Below are 20310 nucleotides of genomic sequence, written 5' to 3'. Positions count from 1 at the left end.
TCCCCGGACCGATTCCCGTACGCTCTCCGGCAGGGGAGTCGTACGCTCAGTAAACACACAGGGGAAAAGCAGAAACCCCCCGGAATTGTTCATGTTCTTCTGTGACTTGAGTCACAAGGGTCGGTAATTGTTGACCCTGTGTACCGAGTGGGCAGCGCGCTGTGATTCAGTGGCGGAGGCGTCACAGGTACAGACACAACGACATGCGCAACGACAGAAACGACGTTACGCCGAAGACAACCCTTGATTCGCTGCGAAGTCTCGGGGGGAGGGCGAGCATGGAGGCCGAGTCGGAGCCTTACGTCCGTCTTGCGTCCTTGCGACAACTGCACCAGGTCATGGCCGACATGAACACGGCCCGCAGCCTGGCCGACACGCTGCAGACGGTCGCCAACGGCGTCGTGACCGCCCTCGGATACGAACTGGCGTGCGTGAACCTCGTACGCTCCGACAGCGACCTCGTCGTCGCCGCCGTCTCCGGGGACCCCGCCGCCGAGGCCCTCATCACCGGCCGGGTCGGCTCCCGCGAGTCCTGGGAGCGGCGGCTGAGCATGGGCGAGACCTGGGGCGACCTGGTCTTCATACCCCACACCGAGGGCTGGGTCCTCGACGACGACGACGTACCGCAGTGGTACACCGACGGGCCCGCACCCCGCTTCGAGGACGAGTGGCACCCCTCCGACCGGCTGTTCGCCCCCATGTACACGCCCGCCGCCCCCGGCGGCAACGGCGCCTGCGGCGAACTCATCGGCGTCCTCTCCGTGGACCGCCCGCGCAACGGCCGGCGGCCCGGCGCCTGGGGCCGCGAAGCCCTCCAGATGTACGCCTTCCAGGCCGCCATCGCGATCAGCAACGCACGTCTGCGCGCCAACATGCAGCGCGCCCTGGTCCGCCTCGAACGCGAGCAGCAGGCGCTGCGGGCCAGCGAGGAAAGCTTCCGCCAGGCCTTCGAGTACGCCCCTTCCGGCATGGCCATCGCCGAGATGGGCGGCGACCAGCACGGCCGCATCCTGCGCACCAACGACGCCCTGTGCCGGCTGCTGGGCCGCCCCGCCTCCGCGATGCGCCGCTACTCCTTCTCCGACCTCGTCCACCCCGAGGACATAGGCACCCTGCTGCGCACCTCCGCCGAGGGCGGCCGCGCCGAACTGCGCCTCGGCCGCCGCGACGGCACCTACCTCTGGGTCTCCCTGCGCAACTCCGTCGTCGCCGACGCCGCCGACGGTCCCCGCTTCCTCCTCACCCACGTCGAGGACATAGAGGACCGCAAGCGCCGCGAGCTCCAGCTCGCCCACCGCGCCTCCCACGACTCCCTGACCGGTCTGCCGAACTCGGCCGAACTGCGCTCCCGCCTGTCCTCCCGGCTCTGCAAGCGCCCGCGGTCCGACCACCCGGCCGCCGTCGACGCGATGGACGCCCAGGGCCACCCCGCCTTCGACGCCAACGGGCACGGCTTCGACTTCCGCACCGACGGCGCGGAGAGCTTCGAGGCCTACGACCACCACGTGCACACCGTCGCCCCCGGCGAGGGCGCCCGCGACGACGGCACCAAGGGGCTCGCCGTCCTCTTCTGCGACCTCGACGGCTTCAAGTCGATCAACGACCGGTTCGGGCACAACGCGGGGGACGCGGTCCTCATCGAGGTCGCCCGCAGGCTCTCGCGCGGCGTCCGCGACGGCGACACCGTCGCCCGGCTCGGCGGCGACGAGTTCGTGATCCTCGCCGACGGCCTCGGCAGCGCCGACGCCCAGGACCTCGCCGTACGCCTGCGCAACGAGATCATCCAGCCGATCCGGGCCGAGGGACGGGCCGTCCGGGTGGGAGCCAGCTTCGGCATCGGCTGGGCGCACTGCGGGATGACCGCGGACGAGGTGCTGAAGTCCGCCGACGAGCGGATGTACGTAGAGAAACGATCTCGTCCCAAACAGCACCGACGCGCGGGATGATCACCAGGTCAGCGCCCCGCTCCCCGGAACGATGCGATCCGAGTCACCCGTTCGGCGGGTCGGGAGCGGGTAGGCTCGCTCTTCTCCGCACGTATGGACGCGTAGGGATACGCGGACCGCATCCGCCCCGCACCTGTTGAGGAGTACGAAGGGATGACGCCCGGCAACAACGGCGCGAGCACGCCCGAGGACGACGACCCGTTCGGTTACCTCTACGCCGACGGCCAGGCCAACGGAGCACAGCCTCCGTCCGGCGGTGGCTACGGATATCCGTCGGTGAACCGGGTGCGCCCGGTCGGCGAGCGCCAGTACGGCCAGCAGCAGACCGCGCAGTACGGGCAGCAGACGGTGCCGCCCCAGCAGGGCGCCTACGGCCAGCCGAACGCCGGTTACGCGGCGCCCGCGAGCCACTCCGGTGGCGGTGGCACGCCCACCGGCAACCGCCAGGAGGGCATCGGCGGCGGCCGGGGCCGCGGCCCCAACACCAAGGGGCTGCTGATCGGCGCGGTCGCGGTGGTCGCCGCCGTCGTCATCGGGATCGCCGTGGCGATGGCCAACGGCGACTCCGGCGACGACGACAAGGCCGGCGGCGAGGTCTCCGCCGCGCCCACCGTCTCCCAGAGCGCCTCGCCCAGCGCCTCCAGCAGTGGCTCCGCCGAGGACGAGGTCGAGCTGCCGGCGGTCGATGCCAAGGCCCTGCGCCTCGGCGGCGTCGCGGCCCTGGCCTCCGGCGTCGAGGGCGCCCAGGCGGACGGCGGCATCTACGTCGCCCTGAACCAGGTCGGCAACTCCGTCACCTGGAGCGTCGACGGCATCCCCGAGGACGGCGCCTACACGCTGTTCGCGCACTACAGCACCGCCGGCGAGGACCAGTCGATGACCCTCACGGTCAACGGCAAGAAGTTCGGCCAGCCGCTCAGCATGAAGAACTTCGCGCATGCCGCCGAGGGCGACTTCGCGAAGGGCTGGACCACCACCTTCGCCTGGCCCAGCCTGACCAAGGGCACCAACACCATCAGCCTCTCCTGTGAGAACGGCGACAAGTGCAACGTGCTCCTGGACCAGTTCTGGCTGAAGAAGGGCCAGGTCGAGAAGTAGCCCCGGTCAGGCCGCGGTGGCCTCCCCGGTCACCGCCACCCTGCCCGCCAGGTCCTCGTACGCGGCCCGGTCGAAGTCGCCGGCCGTGGGGGACAGGACCGTCGCGGCGGACAGGGCGACCGCCCGGGCCAGGGTCCGGGACCACGGGAGACGCTCGACCAGGCCCGAGAGCAGGCCCGCGCAGACCGCGTCCCCGGCGCCCGTCGGATGGCCGCGCAGCCGGGCCGGCGGGGTGGCCCGCCAGCGGCCCTCCGGGGTCGCCGCGACCAGGCCCTGCGCGCCCAGGGACGCCACCACCGAGCGGGCCCCGCGTCGCCGCGCGTCCTGGGTGGCGCGCAACGGCTCGTGCGAGCCGGTCAGTTCGGCCAGTTCGTCGGCGTTCGGCTTGATCAGGTCGGGGCGCGCCGCCACCGCGCGGCGCAGCGCCTCACCGCCGGTGTCCAGCAGCACCGGTACGCCCGCGGCCCGCGCGGTGCGCACCAGGCCCGCGTAGGCGCCCACCGGCACCCCCGGCGGCAGGCTGCCGCACAGGGCCACCGCTTCGGCGCCGCCCACCAGACGCTCGTACGCCTCCTGGAACGCGGACCACTCGGCGGGGGTGATGACCGGGCCCGGTTCGTGGAACCGTGTGGCGGCGCCGGTGCGGTCGTCGACGACGGCGAGCGTGCGGCGGGTCGGGGCGGCGCACGGGACGAGCGCGTCGGTCGCACCGGTGAGCCGCTCCCTCACGACCCGGCCGGTGGGGCCGCCCGCGAAGCCGGTGACCGTCACCTCGTGGCCGAGGGCGGTCAGGATCCGTGCCACGTCCAGTCCCTTGCCGCCGGGCCGTTCCGCCACCTCGGTCACCCGGTGCGTGGCGTGCGGGAGCAGGGCGGGGATCCGGTGGGTGACGTCCAGAGCGGTGTTCAGCGTGACCGTGAGAATCATCCGGCCCGACCTCCCCCGATCACCGGCATGCGCCTTCCGTTCGCGTGAATCCGTCCTTGTGGACGTCCTGATCATGCCAAAGAGACGGCGGCCGGCCCAGTACGGGATCGGCCACCGCCTCTCGGCGCACCCGGGCGGGCGGAGGTCTCAGCCCAGTCGGGGATCCACCACCCAGACCCCCTGCCGCATCACGCCCCTGACGTCGAAGTCCTCGTCGAGCAGGACCAGGTCGGCGTCCTTGCCGGGCTCCAGGGAGCCCACCCGGTCGTCCATGCCCAGCAGACGGGCCGGGTTCGCGGAGAGTGCCGCGACCACGTCCTCCACGGGCAGCCGGTCCACCGTCACCGCCCGCTTGAACGCGCGGTCCAGGGTCAGCGTGGAGCCGGCGATCGAACCGCCCTCCACCAGCCGGGCCACGCCCTCGCTGACCTCGACCTCCAGTGGGCCGAGCAGGTAACGGCCGTCACCGGCGCCGGCCGCGTCCATCGCGTCCGTGATGAAGGCGACACGGGCCGCGCCCGCCCGGTGGAACGCCAGCTCCAGCGCGGCCGGATGCAGATGGACGCCGTCGTTGATCAGCTCGACCGTCACCCGCTCGTCCTCCAGCAGGGCGGCGATCGGGCCCGGCGCGCGGTGCCCGAGCGGCGGCATCGCGTTGAAGAGGTGGGTGGCGACCGTCGCGCCCGCCTGGATCGCCCGCACCGTCTCCTCGTACGTGGCGTCCGTGTGGCCGACGGCCGCGATCACCCCGTGCTCGGCCAGCAGCCGTACGGAGTCGAGGCCGCCCGGCAGCTCGGTCGCCAGCGTCACCATCGTCGCCCTGCCGCGCGCCGCGTCGATCAGTTTGCGCACCTCCGCCGGGTCGGGGTCGCGCAGCAGCTCCTCCGAGTGGGCGCCCTTGCGGCACGGCGAGATGAACGGGCCCTCGAAGTGGATGCCGGCCAGGTCGCCCTGCTCGGCCAGCTCGCTGAGCAGGCCGGCCTGGCGCACCAGGACGTCCATGTCGTCGGTGACGGTGGACGCGACGAGGGTGGTGGTGCCGTGGCGGCGGTGGGTGTGGACGGCCTTCAGCACGTCGTCGGCGGTACCGGCGAAGGAGGCGCCGCCGCCGCCGTGGTTGTGCAGGTCGACGAAGCCGGGGACCAGCCAGTGGCCCCGCACGTCGATGACGTTCCCGTCCCGGGCGGTGGTGTCCGGGGCGATCCGGGTGCCGTCGACGGTGACACGGCCGTCGGGCACCGTGCCGGTGGGGAGTACCACCCTGGCGCCGGTGAGTACCTGCGGGCGCGTGGTGGCCGGTGGCGCCCACGCGGCGGAGCCGCGTGACGCGGCGTCCGGCGCCCCTGAGGGGGTGGCCATCAGGACGTTACCTCCGTGCGGTCGGTGGATTCGAGCAGATCCCAGGCCAGGAGTCCGGCGCCCCGGCATCCGGCGGTGTCGCCGAGGGCCGCCGGGACGATGAGCGGGAGTTTCTGGAAGGTGACCCGCCGGCGGACGGCGTTCCGCAGCGGTGTGAACAAGGTTTCCCCCGCCTCGGCCAGGCCGCCACCGATGATGAGGGTGCGTGGGTCCAGCAGGGTGAGGGCGGTGACCAGGCCGTCGGCGAGGGCGTCGACCGCCCGCTGCCAGATCCGGACGGCGTCCGGGGCGCCGGACGTGACGGCCTTCGCGCAGTCGGCGGCGTCCGCCCCGGGGTCTCCGCAGGCCGCCGCCCACGCCTCGCCGACGGCCGCCGCCGACGCGAACCGCTCCAGACAGCCCCGCTGCCCGCAGGGGCAGGGCGTTCCGCCGGGGCGTACGACGATGTGGCCGATCTCGCCCGCGAAGCCGTGCGCGCCCGCCTCCACCCGGCCGTCCACGCCGATGGCGCCCGCGATGCCCGTGCCGAGGGCCACGAAGAGGAAGCGGTCGGCGCCCTGACCCGCGCCGATGCGCCCCTCCGCGAGTCCCCCGGTGCGGACGTCGTGGCCGAGGGCGACGGGGACGCCGCCGAGCCGGCCGGTGAGCAGCCGCCGCAGGCCGACGTCGCGCCAGCCGAGGTTGGCGGCGTAGACGGCGACGCCGTTCGCCTCGTCGACGATGCCGGGGACCGCGACTCCCGCCGCGACCGCGCTCTCGCCGAGGTGCTCGACGCCGTACGCGCGCAGCTCGGCGGCGAAGTCGAGGATGCCGGCGACGACCTCGTCCGGGCCGCGCTCGCGACCGGTGGCGCGGCGGGCCCGGTGCAGCAGCGCGCCGTCCGCCCCGACGAGGGCGGCTTTCATCCCGGTGCCGCCCACATCGAGGGCGATGACGTGTCTCACGGAGACAGTGTGGCCCGAGGACCCACAAGAGGTCTAGTCCACTTACGTGGTGTAGACCTTAATCCGGATAACGGTTTCATTGGTCGGAGCATTCATGTGCGCGGTGTGTGCGTACGGTGCACGGCCACCAGGGGAGCGGGAGAACACAGTGCAGCGGCGGGCAGCGAAGTCCGGAACGATCGCGGTGGCAACCGCCCTGAGCATGACGGCGGTCCTCGCCGGCTGCGGGGTCACCGGCGGCTCCGACGACGTCACCCTGAGACTCGTGGCCGCCGACTACGGCGACAGCGACGCCAACAGCTCCGAGAAGTACTGGGCCGAGCTGGTCGAGGCCTACGAGAAGGACCACCCCGGCGTCACCGTCGAGGTCACCGTCCACTCCTGGAACGACGTCGACCGCGAGGTCAAGAAGCTGGTCGACGCCGGCAGGGCCCCCGACATGGCCCAGATCGGCGCCTACGCCGACTACGCCGCCGAGGACCTCCTCTACAAGGCGGGCGACGTCCTCTCGATCCCGGTCCAGGCCGACTTCGTCCCCCAGCTCGCCGACGCCGGCGAGGTCCGCGGCGTGCAGTACGGCATGCCGTTCGCCTCCTCCACGCGGCTGCTGTTCTACAACAAGACCCTCTTCGCCAAGGCCGGCGTCACCGCTCCCACCACCTGGGAGGAGCTGGCGAAGGACGCGGAGGCGCTGAAGGCGGACGGCGTGAAGTACCCGTACGCCCTGCCCCTCGGCCCCGAGGAGGCGCAGGCCGAGACCATGCAGTGGCTGCTCAGCGGCGGGGGCGGCTACACCGAGACCGCCACCGGCTACAGCCTCGACTCCACCGCGAACGTGGACACGTTCACCTGGCTGGCGGACGAGCTGGTCGGCAAGGGCCTCACCGGGCCGGTCGCGCCGGGCAGGCTCAACCGGGCCGACGCGTTCGCCGCGTTCGCCGCGGGGCAGGTGGGCATGCTCAACGGGCACCCCTCGCTGATGAAGACGGCCGCGCAGAAGGGCGTCAAGTTCGGCATGGTCCCCATGCCCGGCGTCGACGGGCCGACCAAGGTCTCCATGGGCGTCGCCGACTGGATGACCGCCTTCAAGCAGAACGGCCACGCCGAGCAGATCAAGGACTTCCTCAACTTCGTCTACAGCGAGAAGAACGTCCTCGACTTCTCCCGCGAGTACGACCTGCTGCCCGTCACCAACTCCGCCTCCCAGACCATGACCGCCGCGCCCCAGGACGCCGACCTCAAGCCCTTCCTCGACCAGCTGCCGGTGTCCGAGCTGTACCCGGTGGGGCGCACCTCCTGGGCGGCGGTCAGCGCGGAGGTGAAGAAGCGGATCGGTCAGGCCGTGCAGCCCGGTGGCAGCCCGGCCGGGATCCTCGGCCAGCTCCAGACGACGGCGACGACCGTGGAGAGCGGCTCCGCCGGCTGAGCCGGCCCGCGCTCCGTCGCGCGCCGTTGCGTTACCGTGCGGGGCATGGAGCGGGCAGCGGACGAAGACGGCCTCGGGGCGAGGGAGCGGGACATCCTCGCCCTGGAACGGCGCGGGTTCCCGGGGCCCGGCGCGAAGGAGCGGGCGATCCGGGAGGAGCTGGACCTGTCGCCGGTGCGGTACTACCAGCTGCTGAACGCGCTGCTGGACGACGCGAGGGCGCTGGCGCACGATCCGGTGACCGTCAACCGGCTCCGCCGGGTGCGGGAGGCCCGCCGGGCGGAGCGGTGAGCCGTGCGGGTGGGCAGGGGGCGGCGCCGGGCGCGGCCCAGGCCCCCCGCCGTCGGCCCTGACGGGGCCTCGCCCGCGAGCGCCGGACGGGGTACGCCCCGACCGGACCGATCGCCGCCGGCGTTGGCTATCGTCACCGGTATGGGCACGCAAGAGACGCACTCCACGGACTCCCACCTCCCCACTCCCACCACCCCCCACGGCCGCGAGGCGCTCGCCGCGATCCTCGCCGAGCCGCGCGGCACCCTGGTCGGCCTCGACTTCGACGGGACGCTCGCGCCCATCGTCGAGAATCCCGACGACGCGAGGGCGCACCCGGACGCTCTCCCCGTGCTCGCGGAGCTGGCGCCGAAGGTGGCCTCCGTCGCCGTGGTGACCGGGCGGCCCGCCGCGGTGGCCGTGCGCAACGGCGGGTTCGCCGGGGTGCCGGGGCTGGACCGGCTCACCGTGCTCGGGCATTACGGCGCCGAGCGGTGGGACGCCCGGACCGGTACCGTCTCCGCCCCCGCCCCGCACCCCGGTGTCGCGGCGGTGCGGGCCGAGCTGCCCGGTGTGCTGGAGGCCGCCGGGGCGTGGCGCGGGACCTGGGTGGAGGAGAAGGGACGGGCCGTCGCGGTGCACACGCGCCGGGCCGAGGACCCGCAGGCCGCGTTCGAGGCGCTGCGCGGGCCGCTCGCCGACCTCGCCGCCCGGCACAGGCTGATCGTCGAGCCCGGCCGGATGGTGCTGGAGCTGCGGCCGCCGGGCGTGGACAAGGGCGTGGCCCTGACGGAGCACGTCCGCGAGATCGGCGCCACTGCGGTTCTCTACGCCGGCGACGACCTCGGCGACCTGCCCGCTTTCGCCGCCGTCGAGAAGCTGCGCTCCGACGGCGTCCCCGGTCTGCTGGTGGCCAGCGGCAGCTCCGAGGTGACCGAGCTGTCGAAGCGCGCGGACCTCGTCGTCGACGGTCCCGCCGGGGTCGTGGGACTGCTGCGGGCGCTGTCCGGCCGGTTCCGCTGACCGACCGGGAGCGCCCGCGAGCGGCCTCGGCGGCCCCGCCGGGACCGCGGGGCTCGCGGGCGCTCTCCGGTCAGTCGCGGGGCAGTGCCTGGAGGGCCTGCAACTGCTCGAGGAACCACAGGGCCGGGGGCAGGGCGGTCGCGGCCGCCGTCAGCCTCTTGGCGCGTTCCGCCCGCTCCTCCGGCGCCATGGTCAGCGCCTCGTGCAGGGCGCGGGCGGTTTCCAGGACGTCGTACGGATTGACCACGAGGGCGTCCTCGCCCAGCTCCCAGTACGCCCCGGCCTCGCGTGACAGCACCAGCGCGCAGCCCTGGTCGGAGACGACCGGGACCTCCTTGGCGACCAGGTTCATGCCGTCCCGGATCGGGTTGACCAGGGCCACGTCGGCGAGGCGGTACGCGGCGAGCGAGCGGGCGAAGTCGTCCTTGACGTGCAGGACGACCGGGGTCCAGCCCGGCGTGCCGTACTCCTCGTTGATCTCGCGCGCGACCCGCTGCACCTCGGCCGTGTAGTCGCGGTAGACGGCGAGATCCTGGCGGGAGGGGTAGGCGAACGCCACGTGCACGACACGCTCGCGCCACTCGGGGTGGTCGTCGAGGAGCTGCCGGTAGGCCAGCAGACCGCGCACGATGTTCTTCGACAGCTCGGTGCGGTCGACCCGCACGACGGTCCTGCGGCCCTCGCCGATCTCCTCGCGCAGGGCGACGATCCGCTCCTCCACGTCGCTCTCGTGGGAGCGGGCGCGCAGGAAGTCGGCGTCGGCGCCCAGGCCGTGCACCCCGATCTCGGTACTGCCCGTCCCGCCCGCGAACTCCGTGCAGCACGCGGCGAACGCGTCCGCCCAGCGCCGGGTCAGGAAGCCCAGGCGGTCCGCTCCGAGCATGCCGCGCAGCAGCTGCGCGCGGATGTCGGTGGGGAGCAGCGCGAAGTAGTCCGCCGGCGCCCACGGGGTGTGCGAGAAGTGACTGATGCGCAGGTCGGGGCGCAGCTCGCGGAGCATGCCCGGCACCAGACAGAGGTGGTAGTCCTGCACCAGGACCGCCGCGCCCCGTCCGGCCTCCTCGGCCAGCGCCTGCGCGAACGCGCGGTTGTAGCTCTCGTACGACGCCCACTGGCGCCGGAACTCCGCGTCGAAGACCGGCTCCAGCGGGGTCTGGTACAGCAGGTGGTGGATGAACCAGAGCACGGAGTTGGCGATGCCGTTGTACGCGTCGGCGTGCACGTCGGCCGGGATGTCGAGCATCCGCACGCCGTCCTCGCCGACCCCGCGCCGCACCGCCTCGCGGTCGCCGTCGGAGAGCGCCGAGCACACCCACAGGGCGCCCGCGTCCGGCCCGATCGCCGACAGACCCGAGACCAGTCCGCCGCCGCCCCGCTTGGCGTGCAGCGAACCGTCCTCGCGCACCTGATAGGAGACCGGGCCGCGATTGGACGCGACCAGTACCTGAGCACCCTCGTCAACAGCACCACGCGTAAAAGCCATACGCCACAACCTAGCCCGGTCCCTAAACGCTCAAACGTACGGATGCGGTCCGCGGACGGAGTACACCCGGCCGGGTACGGCGGGAACGGCCGTGGACGCGGGCGGGACCGGCCGTGGACGCGGGCCGGACCCGCCGTGGACGCGGGCCGGAGCGCGTCGCGCCTTCCCGCCGGGCAGGCGGGAAGGCGACGACGACAGGGCGATACGGCTAGGCGACCTTGCGTTCCGCGTACTCCGCGATCTCCGCCATCGGCGGGCGTTCCTCGGTGTCCACGGAGTAGGTGCGCGGCTCGAAGCCGTCCGTGCCCCGCTCGAACTGGGTGAGCGCGGGCCGGATCAGGTGCCCGCGGGCCAGCCGGAGCTGCGCGGTGCGGTAGATCGCCGCCGCCATCCGGCCGAGCGCCTGCCCGTTCTGGTGGCGGTGCCTGCGCACGCCGACGTCCACCTGGGCGAGGGCGTCCAGGCCGACCAGGTGCAGGGCGTCGACGAGCATGCCCAGCTCCACGCCGTAGCCGACGGGGAACGGCAGCTGTTCCAGCAGGCTGCGGCGGGCCGCGTACTCGCCGCCGAGCGGCTGCACGAAACCGGCCAGCTGCGGCCAGTGCATGTTGAGCAGGGGGCGGGCCATGAGTTCCGTGACCCGGCCGCCCTGGCCCGCCGCGCCGTCCAGCGGGCGGTCGTACATGGCCTTGACCAGATCGACTCCGGGGTCGGTGAGCAGCGGTCCGACGATCCCCGTGACGAAGTCGGAGGAGAAGTCCCTGAGGTCGGCGTCGACGAAACAGACGATGTCCCCGGTCGTGACGAGCAACGACCGCCACAGCACCTCGCCCTTGCCGGGCACGGCCGGTATCCGGGGCAGGATCGCGTCCCGGTGGACGACGCGCGCCCCGGCCGCCGCCGCGACCTCGGACGTACGGTCGGTGGAGCCCGAGTCGACCACGACGATCTCGTCGACCAGGGGAACCTGCTGCATCAGGTCGTGGCGGATGACCGCGACGATGTCACCGACCGTCTCCTGCTCGTTCAGGGCGGGCAGCACCACGGAGACCGTCTGGCCCGAGGCACGTTTCGCGGCCAGGACGCGGTGCAGCGGGCGGTCGGTCACGGACCAGGAGCGGGTGGCCAGCCAGGCTTCAGCTTCTTTCAGCACGGTCTGCGGCTCCTCACAGTCGTGATCACACGTGGTGCACGCGGGGTGACGGTGTGATCCATCTCGCGGTTCGGACGTCTATCTCAACTGTCCTGGCCTTCGGTTACAGTCTTGAACAACGCGGATGACCATCGCATGTCCGAGGTCGCCGTTGTTCACAACTTCATACCGCTCATCCAGAGGGGCAGAGGGATACGGCCCGATGAAGCCCCGGCAACCCTCCAGCCGGTCTCGGCACGTTGACGTGGCGAGGCTCCCGGCTAGGGAAGGTGCCAAATCCGTCTCACGGCGAGATGCGTCGTGAGGAAGATGAGGAGAAAGGGCCTCGCCTCACATGGCTGCGCAGACAGTTGGAACCACCACGAACTCCGTCGATCTCGGTCCCGCCGCGGCGCTCTCCTGCCGCGAGTGCGGACACCGCGTGCCCCTCGGCCCGGTCTTCGCCTGCGAGGAGTGTTTCGGCCCGCTCGAGATCGCGTACGACTTCTCGTCCTATGAGACCGAGGAACTCCGCAAGCGCATCGAGGCGGGACCCGCGAACATCTGGCGCTACGCGCCGCTGCTGCCCGTCCCGGCCGACGTGGCGGACAAGCCGAACATCAACCCCGGCTGGACCAAGCTCGTCCAGGCCGACAACCTGGCCCGCGAGCTGGGCGTCGACGCCGGCAAGCTGTTCGTCAAGGACGACTCCGGCAACCCGACGCACTCCTTCAAGGACCGCGTCGTCGCCCAGGCCATCGAGGCCGCCCGCGCCTTCGGCTTCACGACCCTGTCCTGCTCCTCCACGGGCAACCTGGCCGGTGCCGTCGGCGCCGCCGCCGCCCGCGCCGGCTTCCGCTCCTGCGTGTTCATCCCGCACGACCTGGAACAGGGCAAGATCGTCATGGCCGCGATCTACGGCGGCGAACTCGTCGGCATCGAGGGCAACTACGACGACGTGAACCGCTTCTGCTCCGAGCTGATCGGCGACCCGGCCGGCGAGGGCTGGGGCTTCGTCAACGTCAACCTGCGGCCGTACTACGCCGAGGGCTCCAAGACGCTGGCGTACGAGATCTGCGAGCAGCTCGGCTGGCGGCTGCCCGACCAGCTCGTCGTGCCGATCGCCTCCGGCTCGCAGCTCACCAAGATCGACAAGGGTCTGCAGGAGCTGATCAGGCTCGGTCTCGTCGAGGACAGGCCGTACAAGATCTTCGGCGCGCAGGCCGAGGGCTGCTCCCCGGTGTCCGCCGCCTACAAGGCCGGCCACGACGTCGTGCGGCCCCAGAAGCCGAACACCATCGCCAAGTCCCTCGCCATCGGCAACCCGGCGGACGGCCCGTACGTCCTGGACATCGCGCGCCGTACCGGTGGCGCGGTGGAGGACGTGAACGACGAGCAGGTGGTCGACGCGATCAAGCTGCTGGCGCGGACCGAGGGCATCTTCGCCGAGACGGCGGGTGGCGTGACCGTGGGCGTGACGAGGAAGCTGATCGAGAACGGTCTCCTCGACCCGACGAAGACCACCGTCGTCCTCAACACGGGGGACGGCCTCAAGACCCTCGACGCGGTGGCCGGCACCGGCCTCACCGCCACCATCCGCCCGAACCTGGACTCCTTCCGAGAGGCTGGCCTCGCATGAGCGTGACCGTCCGCATCCCCACCATCCTGCGCACCTACACCGGCGGCAGGGCCGAGGTCGCGGCCGAGGGCGCGACCCTCGGCGAGGTCATCTCCGACCTGGAGAAGAACCACACCGGCATCGCCGCCCGCGTCCTCGACGACCAGGGCAAGCTGCGCCGGTTCGTCAACGTGTACGTCAACGACGACGACGTCCGCTTCGAGCAGGGGCTGGACACGGTGACCCCGGACGGCGCCGGCGTCTCGATCATTCCGGCCGTGGCCGGCGGCTGACACACGTTCCGTACCCGCCGGTAGTAACCGTCGGTAACGGTAATGACCGAGAGTTCATCGAATTGCCCCCTCCGCGAGAGAAACGGAGGGGGCAATTCAGTGTGGTTGAGCGCGGTACAGTTGGGGAACACGCCGCCCATTGCACGCCGACCACAGAGATGTTCCGTCGGTGCGGGCGATGAGAAGTAGCCAAAGTGTGCATGCCTTTTGCGCCTTTCATTCCCTTTGCGGGGCCCGACTTGCCCTGAATCCAGGCGAATCCTCACTCTTCTCCGGACCCTCCGCGTCCAGAATTCTCGTCCGATTGACCTGTTGCAGAGGGCAGTTGGACAGATACATTCGGCCGCGGTCGACGCGTTCCGGCGCACGCCCCCAACCAACTTGGGGGGTGAGGTCTGACCCGGATTCGCGAAGTGCGGATCTGTGCAAGGGCCAGTAATAGGGGAGTTAGGCATGGCTCAGGGCACCGTCAAGTGGTTCAACGCGGAGAAGGGGTACGGCTTCATCGCGGTCGACGGTGGTGCGGATGTTTTCGTCCACTACAGCGCGATCCAGATGGACGGATACCGCACCCTGGAAGAGGGCCAGCGGGTCGATTTCGAGATCTCGCAGGGTCAGAAGGGGCCGCAGGCGGACATGGTCCGGCTCGCGACCGGCTGAAGCACGCGCCGACTTGCAGCGACGTTCTTCTGTTCCATCGTCGAAGGGCTCGCACCTCCCGGGGTGCGGGCCCTTCGGCATGTCCGGTACGGGCCCTCGGCGTGTCCGGCGCGGGCCCTTCGGTATGTCCGGTGCGGGCCCCGCGGCGTGTCCGTGCGGCCGGCCGGACGGTGGTACGGCTCCCTCCACCTGCGGATTCCGGGGTGCCGCAGGTGCCCTGCGGCGCCCGGAACGCCACGCCCCGACGGCTCCGCCGCGCGGGCGCACCTTGCACTCGGCCGGGTCGAGTGCTAATCATTGGCGTTAGCACTCTGATGGTGAGAGTGACAACGAAGGACCGGGTCGGTGAGGCCCGCAGGCCAGGTGGGGCAAGGAACCACAGGGCAGGCGAGCCGTCCGTCGCGGGCGCGGGCGCGGTCCGAAGGAATCACCCCCAGTCCTGGAGGGACCACTTCACATGGCCAAGATCATCGCGTTCGACGAGGAGGCGCGGCGCGGCCTCGAGCGCGGCATGAACCAGCTCGCGGACGCCGTGAAGGTGACGCTCGGCCCCAAGGGCCGCAACGTCGTCCTCGAGAAGAAGTGGGGCGCCCCCACGATCACCAACGATGGTGTCTCCATCGCCAAGGAGATCGAACTCGAGGACCCGTACGAGAAGATCGGCGCCGAGCTGGTCAAGGAAGTCGCCAAGAAGACGGACGACGTCGCCGGCGACGGTACGACCACGGCCACCGTGCTGGCCCAGGCGCTGGTCCGCGAGGGTCTGCGCAACGTAGCCGCCGGCGCCAACCCGATGGCCCTCAAGCGCGGTATCGAGAAGGCCGTCGAGGCCGTCTCCGGTGCCCTGCTCGAGCAGGCGAAGGATGTCGAGACCAAGGAGCAGATCGCTTCGACGGCCTCCATCTCCGCCGCCGACACCCAGATCGGCGAGCTGATCGCCGAGGCCATGGACAAGGTCGGCAAGGAAGGCGTCATCACGGTCGAGGAGTCGCAGACCTTCGGTCTCGAACTCGAGCTGACCGAGGGCATGCGCTTCGACAAGGGCTACATCTCGGCGTACTTCGCGACCGACATGGAGCGTATGGAGGCCGTCCTCGACGACCCGTACATCCTGATCGCGAACTCCAAGATCGCCAACGTCAAGGACCTGCTCCCGCTCCTGGAGAAGGTCATGCAGTCGGGCAAGCCGCTGCTGATCATCGCCGAGGACGTCGAGGGCGAGGCCCTGTCGACCCTGGTCGTCAACAAGATCCGCGGCACCTTCAAGTCCGTCGCGGTCAAGGCCCCGGGCTTCGGCGACCGCCGCAAGGCGATGCTGAACGACATCGCCATCCTCACCGGCGGCGAGGTCATCTCCGAGGAGGTCGGGCTCAAGCTCGAGAACACCTCCCTGGACCTCCTGGGCAAGGCCCGCAAGGTCGTCATCACCAAGGACGAGACCACCATCGTCGACGGGTCCGGCTCCTCGGAGCAGGTCGCGGGCCGGGTCAACCAGATCCGCGCCGAGATCGAGAACAGCGACTCGGACTACGACCGCGAGAAGCTCCAGGAGCGTCTGGCGAAGCTGGCCGGCGGCGTGGCCGTCATCAAGGCCGGCGCCGCCACCGAGGTGGAGCTGAAGGAGCGCAAGCACCGCATCGAGGACGCCGTTCGCAACGCGAAGGCGGCCGTCGAGGAGGGCATCGTCGCCGGTGGCGGCGTGGCCCTGCTCCAGGCCACCTCGGTCTTCGAGAAGCTCGACCTCGAGGGTGACGAGGCGACCGGCGCCAACGCCGTGAAGCTCGCCCTGGAGGCCCCGCTCAAGCAGATCGCCGTCAACGGTGGTCTCGAGGGCGGCGTCATCGTCGAGAAGGTGCGCAACCTGCCCGTCGGTCACGGCCTGAACGCCGCGACCGGTGAGTACGTCGACATGATCGCCGAGGGCATCATCGACCCGGCGAAGGTGACGCGCTCCGCGCTCCAGAACGCCGCGTCGATCGCCGCGCTGTTCCTCACCACCGAGGCCGTCATCGCCGACAAGCCGGAGAAGTCCGCGGCTCCGGCCGGCGGCGGCATGCCGGGCGGTGACATGGACTTCTGAGCCTGATCTCCGATCGGGCCCGGTCTTCCACCGAGGGCGGTACCCCCTGCTGACGCGGGGGGTACCGCCCTCGGGCGTTTCCCGCCCGCGCTCCGCGGGGCCGGAGCGGCTCGTGCGGGGGAGGCCACCGGTGAGGGCTTCGGCGCGGGGGCGTTCTCCGGGTGGCGGGCGCTGCCGGCGTGGCCCGGATCACAGCCGATGGGGGCAGGTGGGCGGAATGGCGGGGGAGGGGCGCGCCGTTGACCGGAGAGGGCAGTTCTTGCATGTGCACATACCGTCCGGAATGTCCGATCGCCCGGCGTCCTGCCCGCCGTCCACCGCGACCTCCCCGAGGAGTCCCCTGCCGTGACCGCCACCACCGCCGCCTCCCGCGCCGCCGAGATCCTCGCGCGTCCCGTCTCCCTCAACGGCCTGACCGTCCCGAACCGCATCGCCATGGCGCCCATGACCCGCATGTTCTCGCCCGGCGGCGTCCCCGGTGAGGACGTGGCCTCGTACTACGGCCGCCGCGCCGCCGCCGGTGTCGGCCTCGTCGTCACCGAGGGCACGTACGTCGGCCACGACTCGGCCGGGCAGAGCGACCGGGTGCCGCGGTTCCACGGCGAGGAGCAGCTGGCCGGATGGGCGAAGGTCGCCGAGGCCGTGCACGCGGGCGGCGGGACGATCATGCCGCAGCTGTGGCACATCGGCATGGTGCGCAAGCAGGGCGAGCCGCCCGTCGCGGACGCCCCCGCCGTCGGCCCCTCGGGTGTGCGTCCGGACGGCACCGAGGGCACCGGCAGGGTGATGACCCGGCGCGACCTGGACGACGTCATCGGGGCCTTCGCCGAGGCCGCCGCGGCCGCGGAGCGCATCGGCTTCGACGGCGTGGAGATCCACGGCGCCCACGGCTACCTCGTCGACCAGTTCCTGTGGGCGGGCACCAACCGCCGCACGGACGCCTACGGCGGCGACCCCGTCTCCCGCACCAGGTTCGCGGCGGAGATCGTCGCCGCCGTACGCCAGACGGTGTCCCCGGAGTTCCCCGTCGTCTTCCGGTACTCGCAGTGGAAGCAGGAGGCCTACGACGCGCGTCTCGCCGAGACCCCCGAGGAGCTGGAGGCCATCCTCGCCCCGCTCGCCGCGGCCGGTGTCGACGCCTTCCACGCCTCCACGCGCCGCTACTGGGTCCCGGAGTTCGACGGCTCCGACCTGAACCTCGCGGGCTGGACGAAGAAGCTGACCGGACGGCCCACCATCACCGTCGGCTCGATCGGCCTCGACGGCGACTTCATCAGGGCGTTCCAGGGCGAGGGGTCCGCCGTCAAGAACCTCGACGACCTCCTCGACCGGCTGGAGCGCGATGAGTTCGACCTGGTGGCCGTCGGCCGCGCGCTGCTCCAGGACCCGGAGTGGGCGGCCAAGGTCCTGGCCGGCCGCCTGGACGAGCTGAAGCCGTACGACGTGGCGGCGCTGAAGACCCTGAGCTGAGACCGGCGAGACCGGCGAGAGCCGGGACGAGGCGAGGCGCCGACCCCCCTGAGCCGGTTCCTTCCGTCCCGGCCCCGGCTCTTTCCGTCCCGGGGCCGGCCCTTTCCGGCACGGTCTAGATGTTGCCCATGGGCTCGATGTCGACCTTCACGGGGATGCCCCAGACCCGCAGCACCTCGTAGTCGGTGAACTCGTGCACCAGGCGGTAGGCCATGGCCGGGCGGGAGCCCCGGCGCAGGGCGGCCAGGTACAGCTCGGCCTCCTGGCGGTCGCGCCTCGGGGTGCCGCACAGCTGCCACTCCTGGCCGTTCCACAGCTCCGGCAGCCAGCGCTGCTGGGGCTGGGGGCGGTCGCCGCGGGTGCCGTAGCGGGACGGTGCGGTGGCGTGCGGGGTCCGCGGGGCCGGCCCGTTGAACTCGGCGCGGCGGGCCGCCCGCCGCCGGGTCTCGCACAGCAGGCACAGGTCGGGGGCGGCCTTGTCCACGGGGCCGTTGGGGTGTTCGGCGCACCGGGTGCTGGGCGCGGCCGAGGTCACGCCCTCCTCCAGCAGCTCCAGGGCGCGCCGCAGGTCGGCCTTGACCTCGTGCAGCTTGGTGTCGGGGGTGTCGGCGGTCAGGGCGTCCCCGTGCTCACCGAGCAGCCGCAGGGCACGGCCCAGGTGGGTGAGCTGGGCGTGGTTCATGACGGGCGTCTCCGTTTCTGCGGCGTGCTTCGTGCGGGTGCGGCGCGCTCCGCGCGGTGGGCGCTCCTTGCGGTGGGCGTTCCGCGGTCCGCTTCCCGCGGTGCGCTTTCCGGCGGCCCGGGTGCGGTCGGACCGACCCCGGGGACTCAACCGTCGCACACCCCGCCGACAAGGGCCGCCACCGAGGGCCGGCCGTCGGCGCCGAAGGCCACGACGTCGATCAGGATGCGGACGGGTTCGTCAGGTGGACCGTGAAGGGGTCGGGGCGTCGGCCGGGCGGGTGCCGACGGTGGCCATGACGCGGTCGGTGACGCCGAAGGTGTACGTCGCGGCGAAGCCGACCGCCCACCCGTCAGCAGCCCGCCCGCCGACAAGGGCCGCCAACCGAGGGCCGGCCGTCGGCGCCGAAGGCCACGACGTCGATCAGGATCCGGACGGGTTCGTCAGGTGGACCGTGACGGGGTCGGGGCGTCGGACGGGGTGGCGGCCGGGCGGGTGCCGACGGTGGCCATGACGCGGTCGGTGACGCCGAAGAGGTACGTCGCGGCGAAGCCGACCGCGTACCCCGTCAGCAGCCCGCCCGCGTAGATCGCGAGCGGGGTGCCCCAGCCCCGGTCCCCCGAGAGCAGGGGGAAGAGGGCCCAGCCGGACGGGCCGATCGCCGTGGCCCCGACCTGGTCGCCGAGCATCGCGAAGAAGCCGACGAAGGCCCCGCCTGCCGCCCCGCCCACGCAGGCGGTGAGGAAGGGGCGGCCCAACGGGAGCGAGACGCCGTAGATGAGCGGTTCGCCCACGCCCAGCAGGCCCGCCGGGAGCGCCGACCGGATCGTCGTGCGCATCGAGGTGTCGTGGCGCAGACGGACGTAGACGGCGAGGGCCGCGCCCACCTGGCCCGCGCCGGCCATCGCCAGGATCGGCAGCAGCACGGTGTGGCCCTGCTGTTCGATGAGCGTGGCGTGGATGGGGATGAGCGCCTGGTGCAGGCCCAGCATCACCAGCGGCAGGAACAGCCCGCCGAGGACCAGCCCGGCGAACGCGCCCGTCGTGGACAGCAGCCAGTTCGCCGCCGTGCCGATCGCCGTCGACACCGCGCCGGCCGCCCACATCAGGCCGTACAGCGTGGCCAGCCCCGCGACGAGGACCGTCAGCGTGGGGGTCACCAGGACGTCCAGGGCCGCCGGGACCCGGCCCCGGCACCACTTCTCCACGTACGTCGCCAGCAGCGCCGCCGCCAGCGCGCCCAGGACGCCGCCCTGGCCGGGGGCGAGGGTCACCCCGAACGCGGTGACCTTCGCCACGCCCGGGTAGACCACGATCGCCGCCACCGCGCCGCCCAGCACGGGCGTGCCGCCGAACTCCTTCGCCGTGTTGACGCCGACGAACACCGCGATCAGCGCCATGAACCCGGACGCCACGGCGGCCAGCGCGGGCGTCAGCCACGGCAGCAGGCCGGCGTTCAGCAACAGCCCGTTGACGCCCGCGAGGACCCCGCAGCCGATCAGGGCGGGGATGAGGGGCACGAAGACGGCGGCCAGGCGGCGCAGGGCCGTCCTGACGGGCGTGGCGTTGCGCCGGCGCCGCTCGGCCTTCGACTCGGCGCCCCGCAGGGCCAGTTCGGCCGCCACCGTCGGCCGGCCCACCAGCTCCTCGAACGCCGCCGCCACCGTCGCGACGACGCCCGGTCCGAGCACCACCTGGTACCCGCCGTCGTGCACGACGAGCCCCAGCACCCCGGGCACCGCCCGCAGCGCCTCCCCGTCCGCCCGGGCGGGATCGGCGAGGCCGAGCCGCAACCGGGTCATGCAGTGGGCGACGGAGGTGACGTTCGCGGGGCCCCCGACCAGGGGCAGGAGGGCGGCGGCGGTGGCACGGGAATCGATGGGCACCCGCCGAGCGTGC

17 protein-coding genes and 1 riboswitch are annotated in these 20310 nt (G+C 72.2%); of the genes, 10 read left to right on the top strand and 7 right to left on the bottom strand.

The window, feature by feature from the left end; genetic code table 11:
• Positions 1–278: 278 nt before the first annotated feature.
• Both cdgB and ACFYO5_RS30995 read left to right on the top strand, forming a co-directional pair.
• On the top strand, positions 279–1946 hold the full coding sequence (gene cdgB, locus ACFYO5_RS31000; protein ID WP_356570105.1) for a diguanylate cyclase CdgB: 1668 nt from the start codon (positions 279–281) through the stop codon (positions 1944–1946).
• A gap of 153 nt (positions 1947–2099) precedes the next feature.
• Positions 2100–3044: a carbohydrate-binding protein gene (locus ACFYO5_RS30995; protein ID WP_388715040.1), complete on the top strand. Its 945-nt coding sequence runs from the start codon at positions 2100–2102 to the stop codon at positions 3042–3044.
• A gap of 6 nt (positions 3045–3050) precedes the next feature.
• Here the strand turns inward: ACFYO5_RS30995 and ACFYO5_RS30990 are convergent, their stop codons facing one another.
• The 3 genes from ACFYO5_RS30990 to ACFYO5_RS30980 form a co-directional block, all read right to left on the bottom strand.
• The gene (locus ACFYO5_RS30990) at positions 3051–3971 is read right to left on the bottom strand and encodes a 1-phosphofructokinase family hexose kinase (protein ID WP_388715038.1); all 921 of its coding nucleotides are present in this window, start codon (positions 3969–3971) and stop codon (positions 3051–3053) included.
• A gap of 147 nt (positions 3972–4118) precedes the next feature.
• Positions 4119–5330 (bottom strand): N-acetylglucosamine-6-phosphate deacetylase, encoded by a 1212-nt coding sequence (nagA, locus tag ACFYO5_RS30985; RefSeq protein WP_388715035.1) that lies wholly within the window; start codon positions 5328–5330, stop codon positions 4119–4121.
• Entirely contained in the window at positions 5330–6274 is a 945-nt protein-coding gene (locus ACFYO5_RS30980; protein ID WP_388715032.1) for an ROK family protein, read from the bottom strand. The genes nagA and ACFYO5_RS30980 overlap by 1 nt, the downstream gene beginning before the upstream one ends.
• 202 nt (positions 6275–6476) lie before the next feature.
• On the opposite strand from ACFYO5_RS30980, the gene ACFYO5_RS30975 reads away from it, so the two are divergent.
• The 3 genes from ACFYO5_RS30975 to otsB all read left to right on the top strand — a co-directional run bounded on the left by ACFYO5_RS30975 (position 6477) and on the right by otsB (position 8993).
• Positions 6477–7700, top strand: a complete 1224-nt coding sequence (locus tag ACFYO5_RS30975) for an extracellular solute-binding protein (RefSeq protein ID WP_388715318.1) — start codon at positions 6477–6479, stop codon at positions 7698–7700.
• Between the two features lie 45 nt (positions 7701–7745).
• Positions 7746–7991, top strand: a complete 246-nt coding sequence (locus ACFYO5_RS30970) for a DUF3263 domain-containing protein (protein ID WP_356570110.1) — start codon at positions 7746–7748, stop codon at positions 7989–7991.
• A gap of 141 nt (positions 7992–8132) precedes the next feature.
• A complete protein-coding gene (otsB, locus tag ACFYO5_RS30965) occupies positions 8133–8993 on the top strand; it encodes a trehalose-phosphatase (protein ID WP_388715029.1) in 861 nt (286 codons plus the stop codon).
• A 70-nt stretch (positions 8994–9063) separates the two neighbouring features.
• Here the strand turns inward: otsB and ACFYO5_RS30960 are convergent, their stop codons facing one another.
• Together ACFYO5_RS30960 and ACFYO5_RS30955 are read right to left on the bottom strand one after the other, a co-directional pair.
• A complete protein-coding gene (locus ACFYO5_RS30960; protein ID WP_356570112.1) occupies positions 9064–10476 on the bottom strand; it encodes a trehalose-6-phosphate synthase in 1413 nt (470 codons plus the stop codon).
• A gap of 208 nt (positions 10477–10684) precedes the next feature.
• On the bottom strand, positions 10685–11629 hold the full coding sequence (locus ACFYO5_RS30955) for a glucosyl-3-phosphoglycerate synthase (protein WP_356564932.1): 945 nt from the start codon (positions 11627–11629) through the stop codon (positions 10685–10687).
• A gap of 169 nt (positions 11630–11798) precedes the next feature.
• A riboswitch (SAM riboswitch) is annotated at positions 11799–11945 on the top strand.
• Between the two features lie 18 nt (positions 11946–11963).
• Between ACFYO5_RS30955 and thrC the strand changes: the two genes are divergently transcribed.
• From thrC to ACFYO5_RS30930, 5 genes are all read left to right on the top strand, one after another.
• The gene (gene thrC, locus ACFYO5_RS30950; protein ID WP_356564934.1) at positions 11964–13247 is read left to right on the top strand and encodes a threonine synthase; all 1284 of its coding nucleotides are present in this window, start codon (positions 11964–11966) and stop codon (positions 13245–13247) included.
• The gene (locus tag ACFYO5_RS30945) at positions 13244–13519 is read left to right on the top strand and encodes a MoaD/ThiS family protein (RefSeq protein WP_356564935.1); all 276 of its coding nucleotides are present in this window, start codon (positions 13244–13246) and stop codon (positions 13517–13519) included. The genes thrC and ACFYO5_RS30945 overlap by 4 nt, the downstream gene beginning before the upstream one ends.
• A gap of 453 nt (positions 13520–13972) precedes the next feature.
• Complete coding sequence (locus ACFYO5_RS30940; protein WP_007493268.1) at positions 13973–14179, top strand: cold-shock protein; 207 nt, start codon at positions 13973–13975, stop codon at positions 14177–14179.
• Positions 14180–14636: 457 nt separating this feature from the next.
• Entirely contained in the window at positions 14637–16259 is a 1623-nt protein-coding gene (gene groL, locus ACFYO5_RS30935; protein WP_356564937.1) for a chaperonin GroEL, read from the top strand.
• 345 nt (positions 16260–16604) lie between these two features.
• On the top strand, positions 16605–17729 hold the full coding sequence (locus ACFYO5_RS30930; RefSeq protein ID WP_388715023.1) for an NADH:flavin oxidoreductase: 1125 nt from the start codon (positions 16605–16607) through the stop codon (positions 17727–17729).
• A 115-nt stretch (positions 17730–17844) separates the two neighbouring features.
• On the opposite strand, the gene ACFYO5_RS30925 is transcribed toward ACFYO5_RS30930, so the two are convergent.
• Both ACFYO5_RS30925 and ACFYO5_RS30920 read right to left on the bottom strand, forming a co-directional pair.
• A complete protein-coding gene (locus ACFYO5_RS30925) occupies positions 17845–18411 on the bottom strand; it encodes a hypothetical protein (protein ID WP_356564940.1) in 567 nt (188 codons plus the stop codon).
• Positions 18412–18854: 443 nt separating this feature from the next.
• Positions 18855–20297, bottom strand: coding sequence for a PTS transporter subunit EIIC (locus ACFYO5_RS30920; protein WP_388715020.1), 1443 nt, complete (start codon positions 20295–20297; stop codon positions 18855–18857).
• Between the last annotated feature and the right edge of the window lie 13 nt (positions 20298–20310).

Origin of the sequence: Streptomyces sp. NPDC006259, from assembly GCF_042870975.1 — a bacterium.
Taxonomy (GTDB): domain Bacteria; phylum Actinomycetota; class Actinomycetes; order Streptomycetales; family Streptomycetaceae; genus Streptomyces.
Note: the sequence above shows the minus strand (reverse complement) of the source record. Positions and strands in the feature narration are given on the sequence as shown.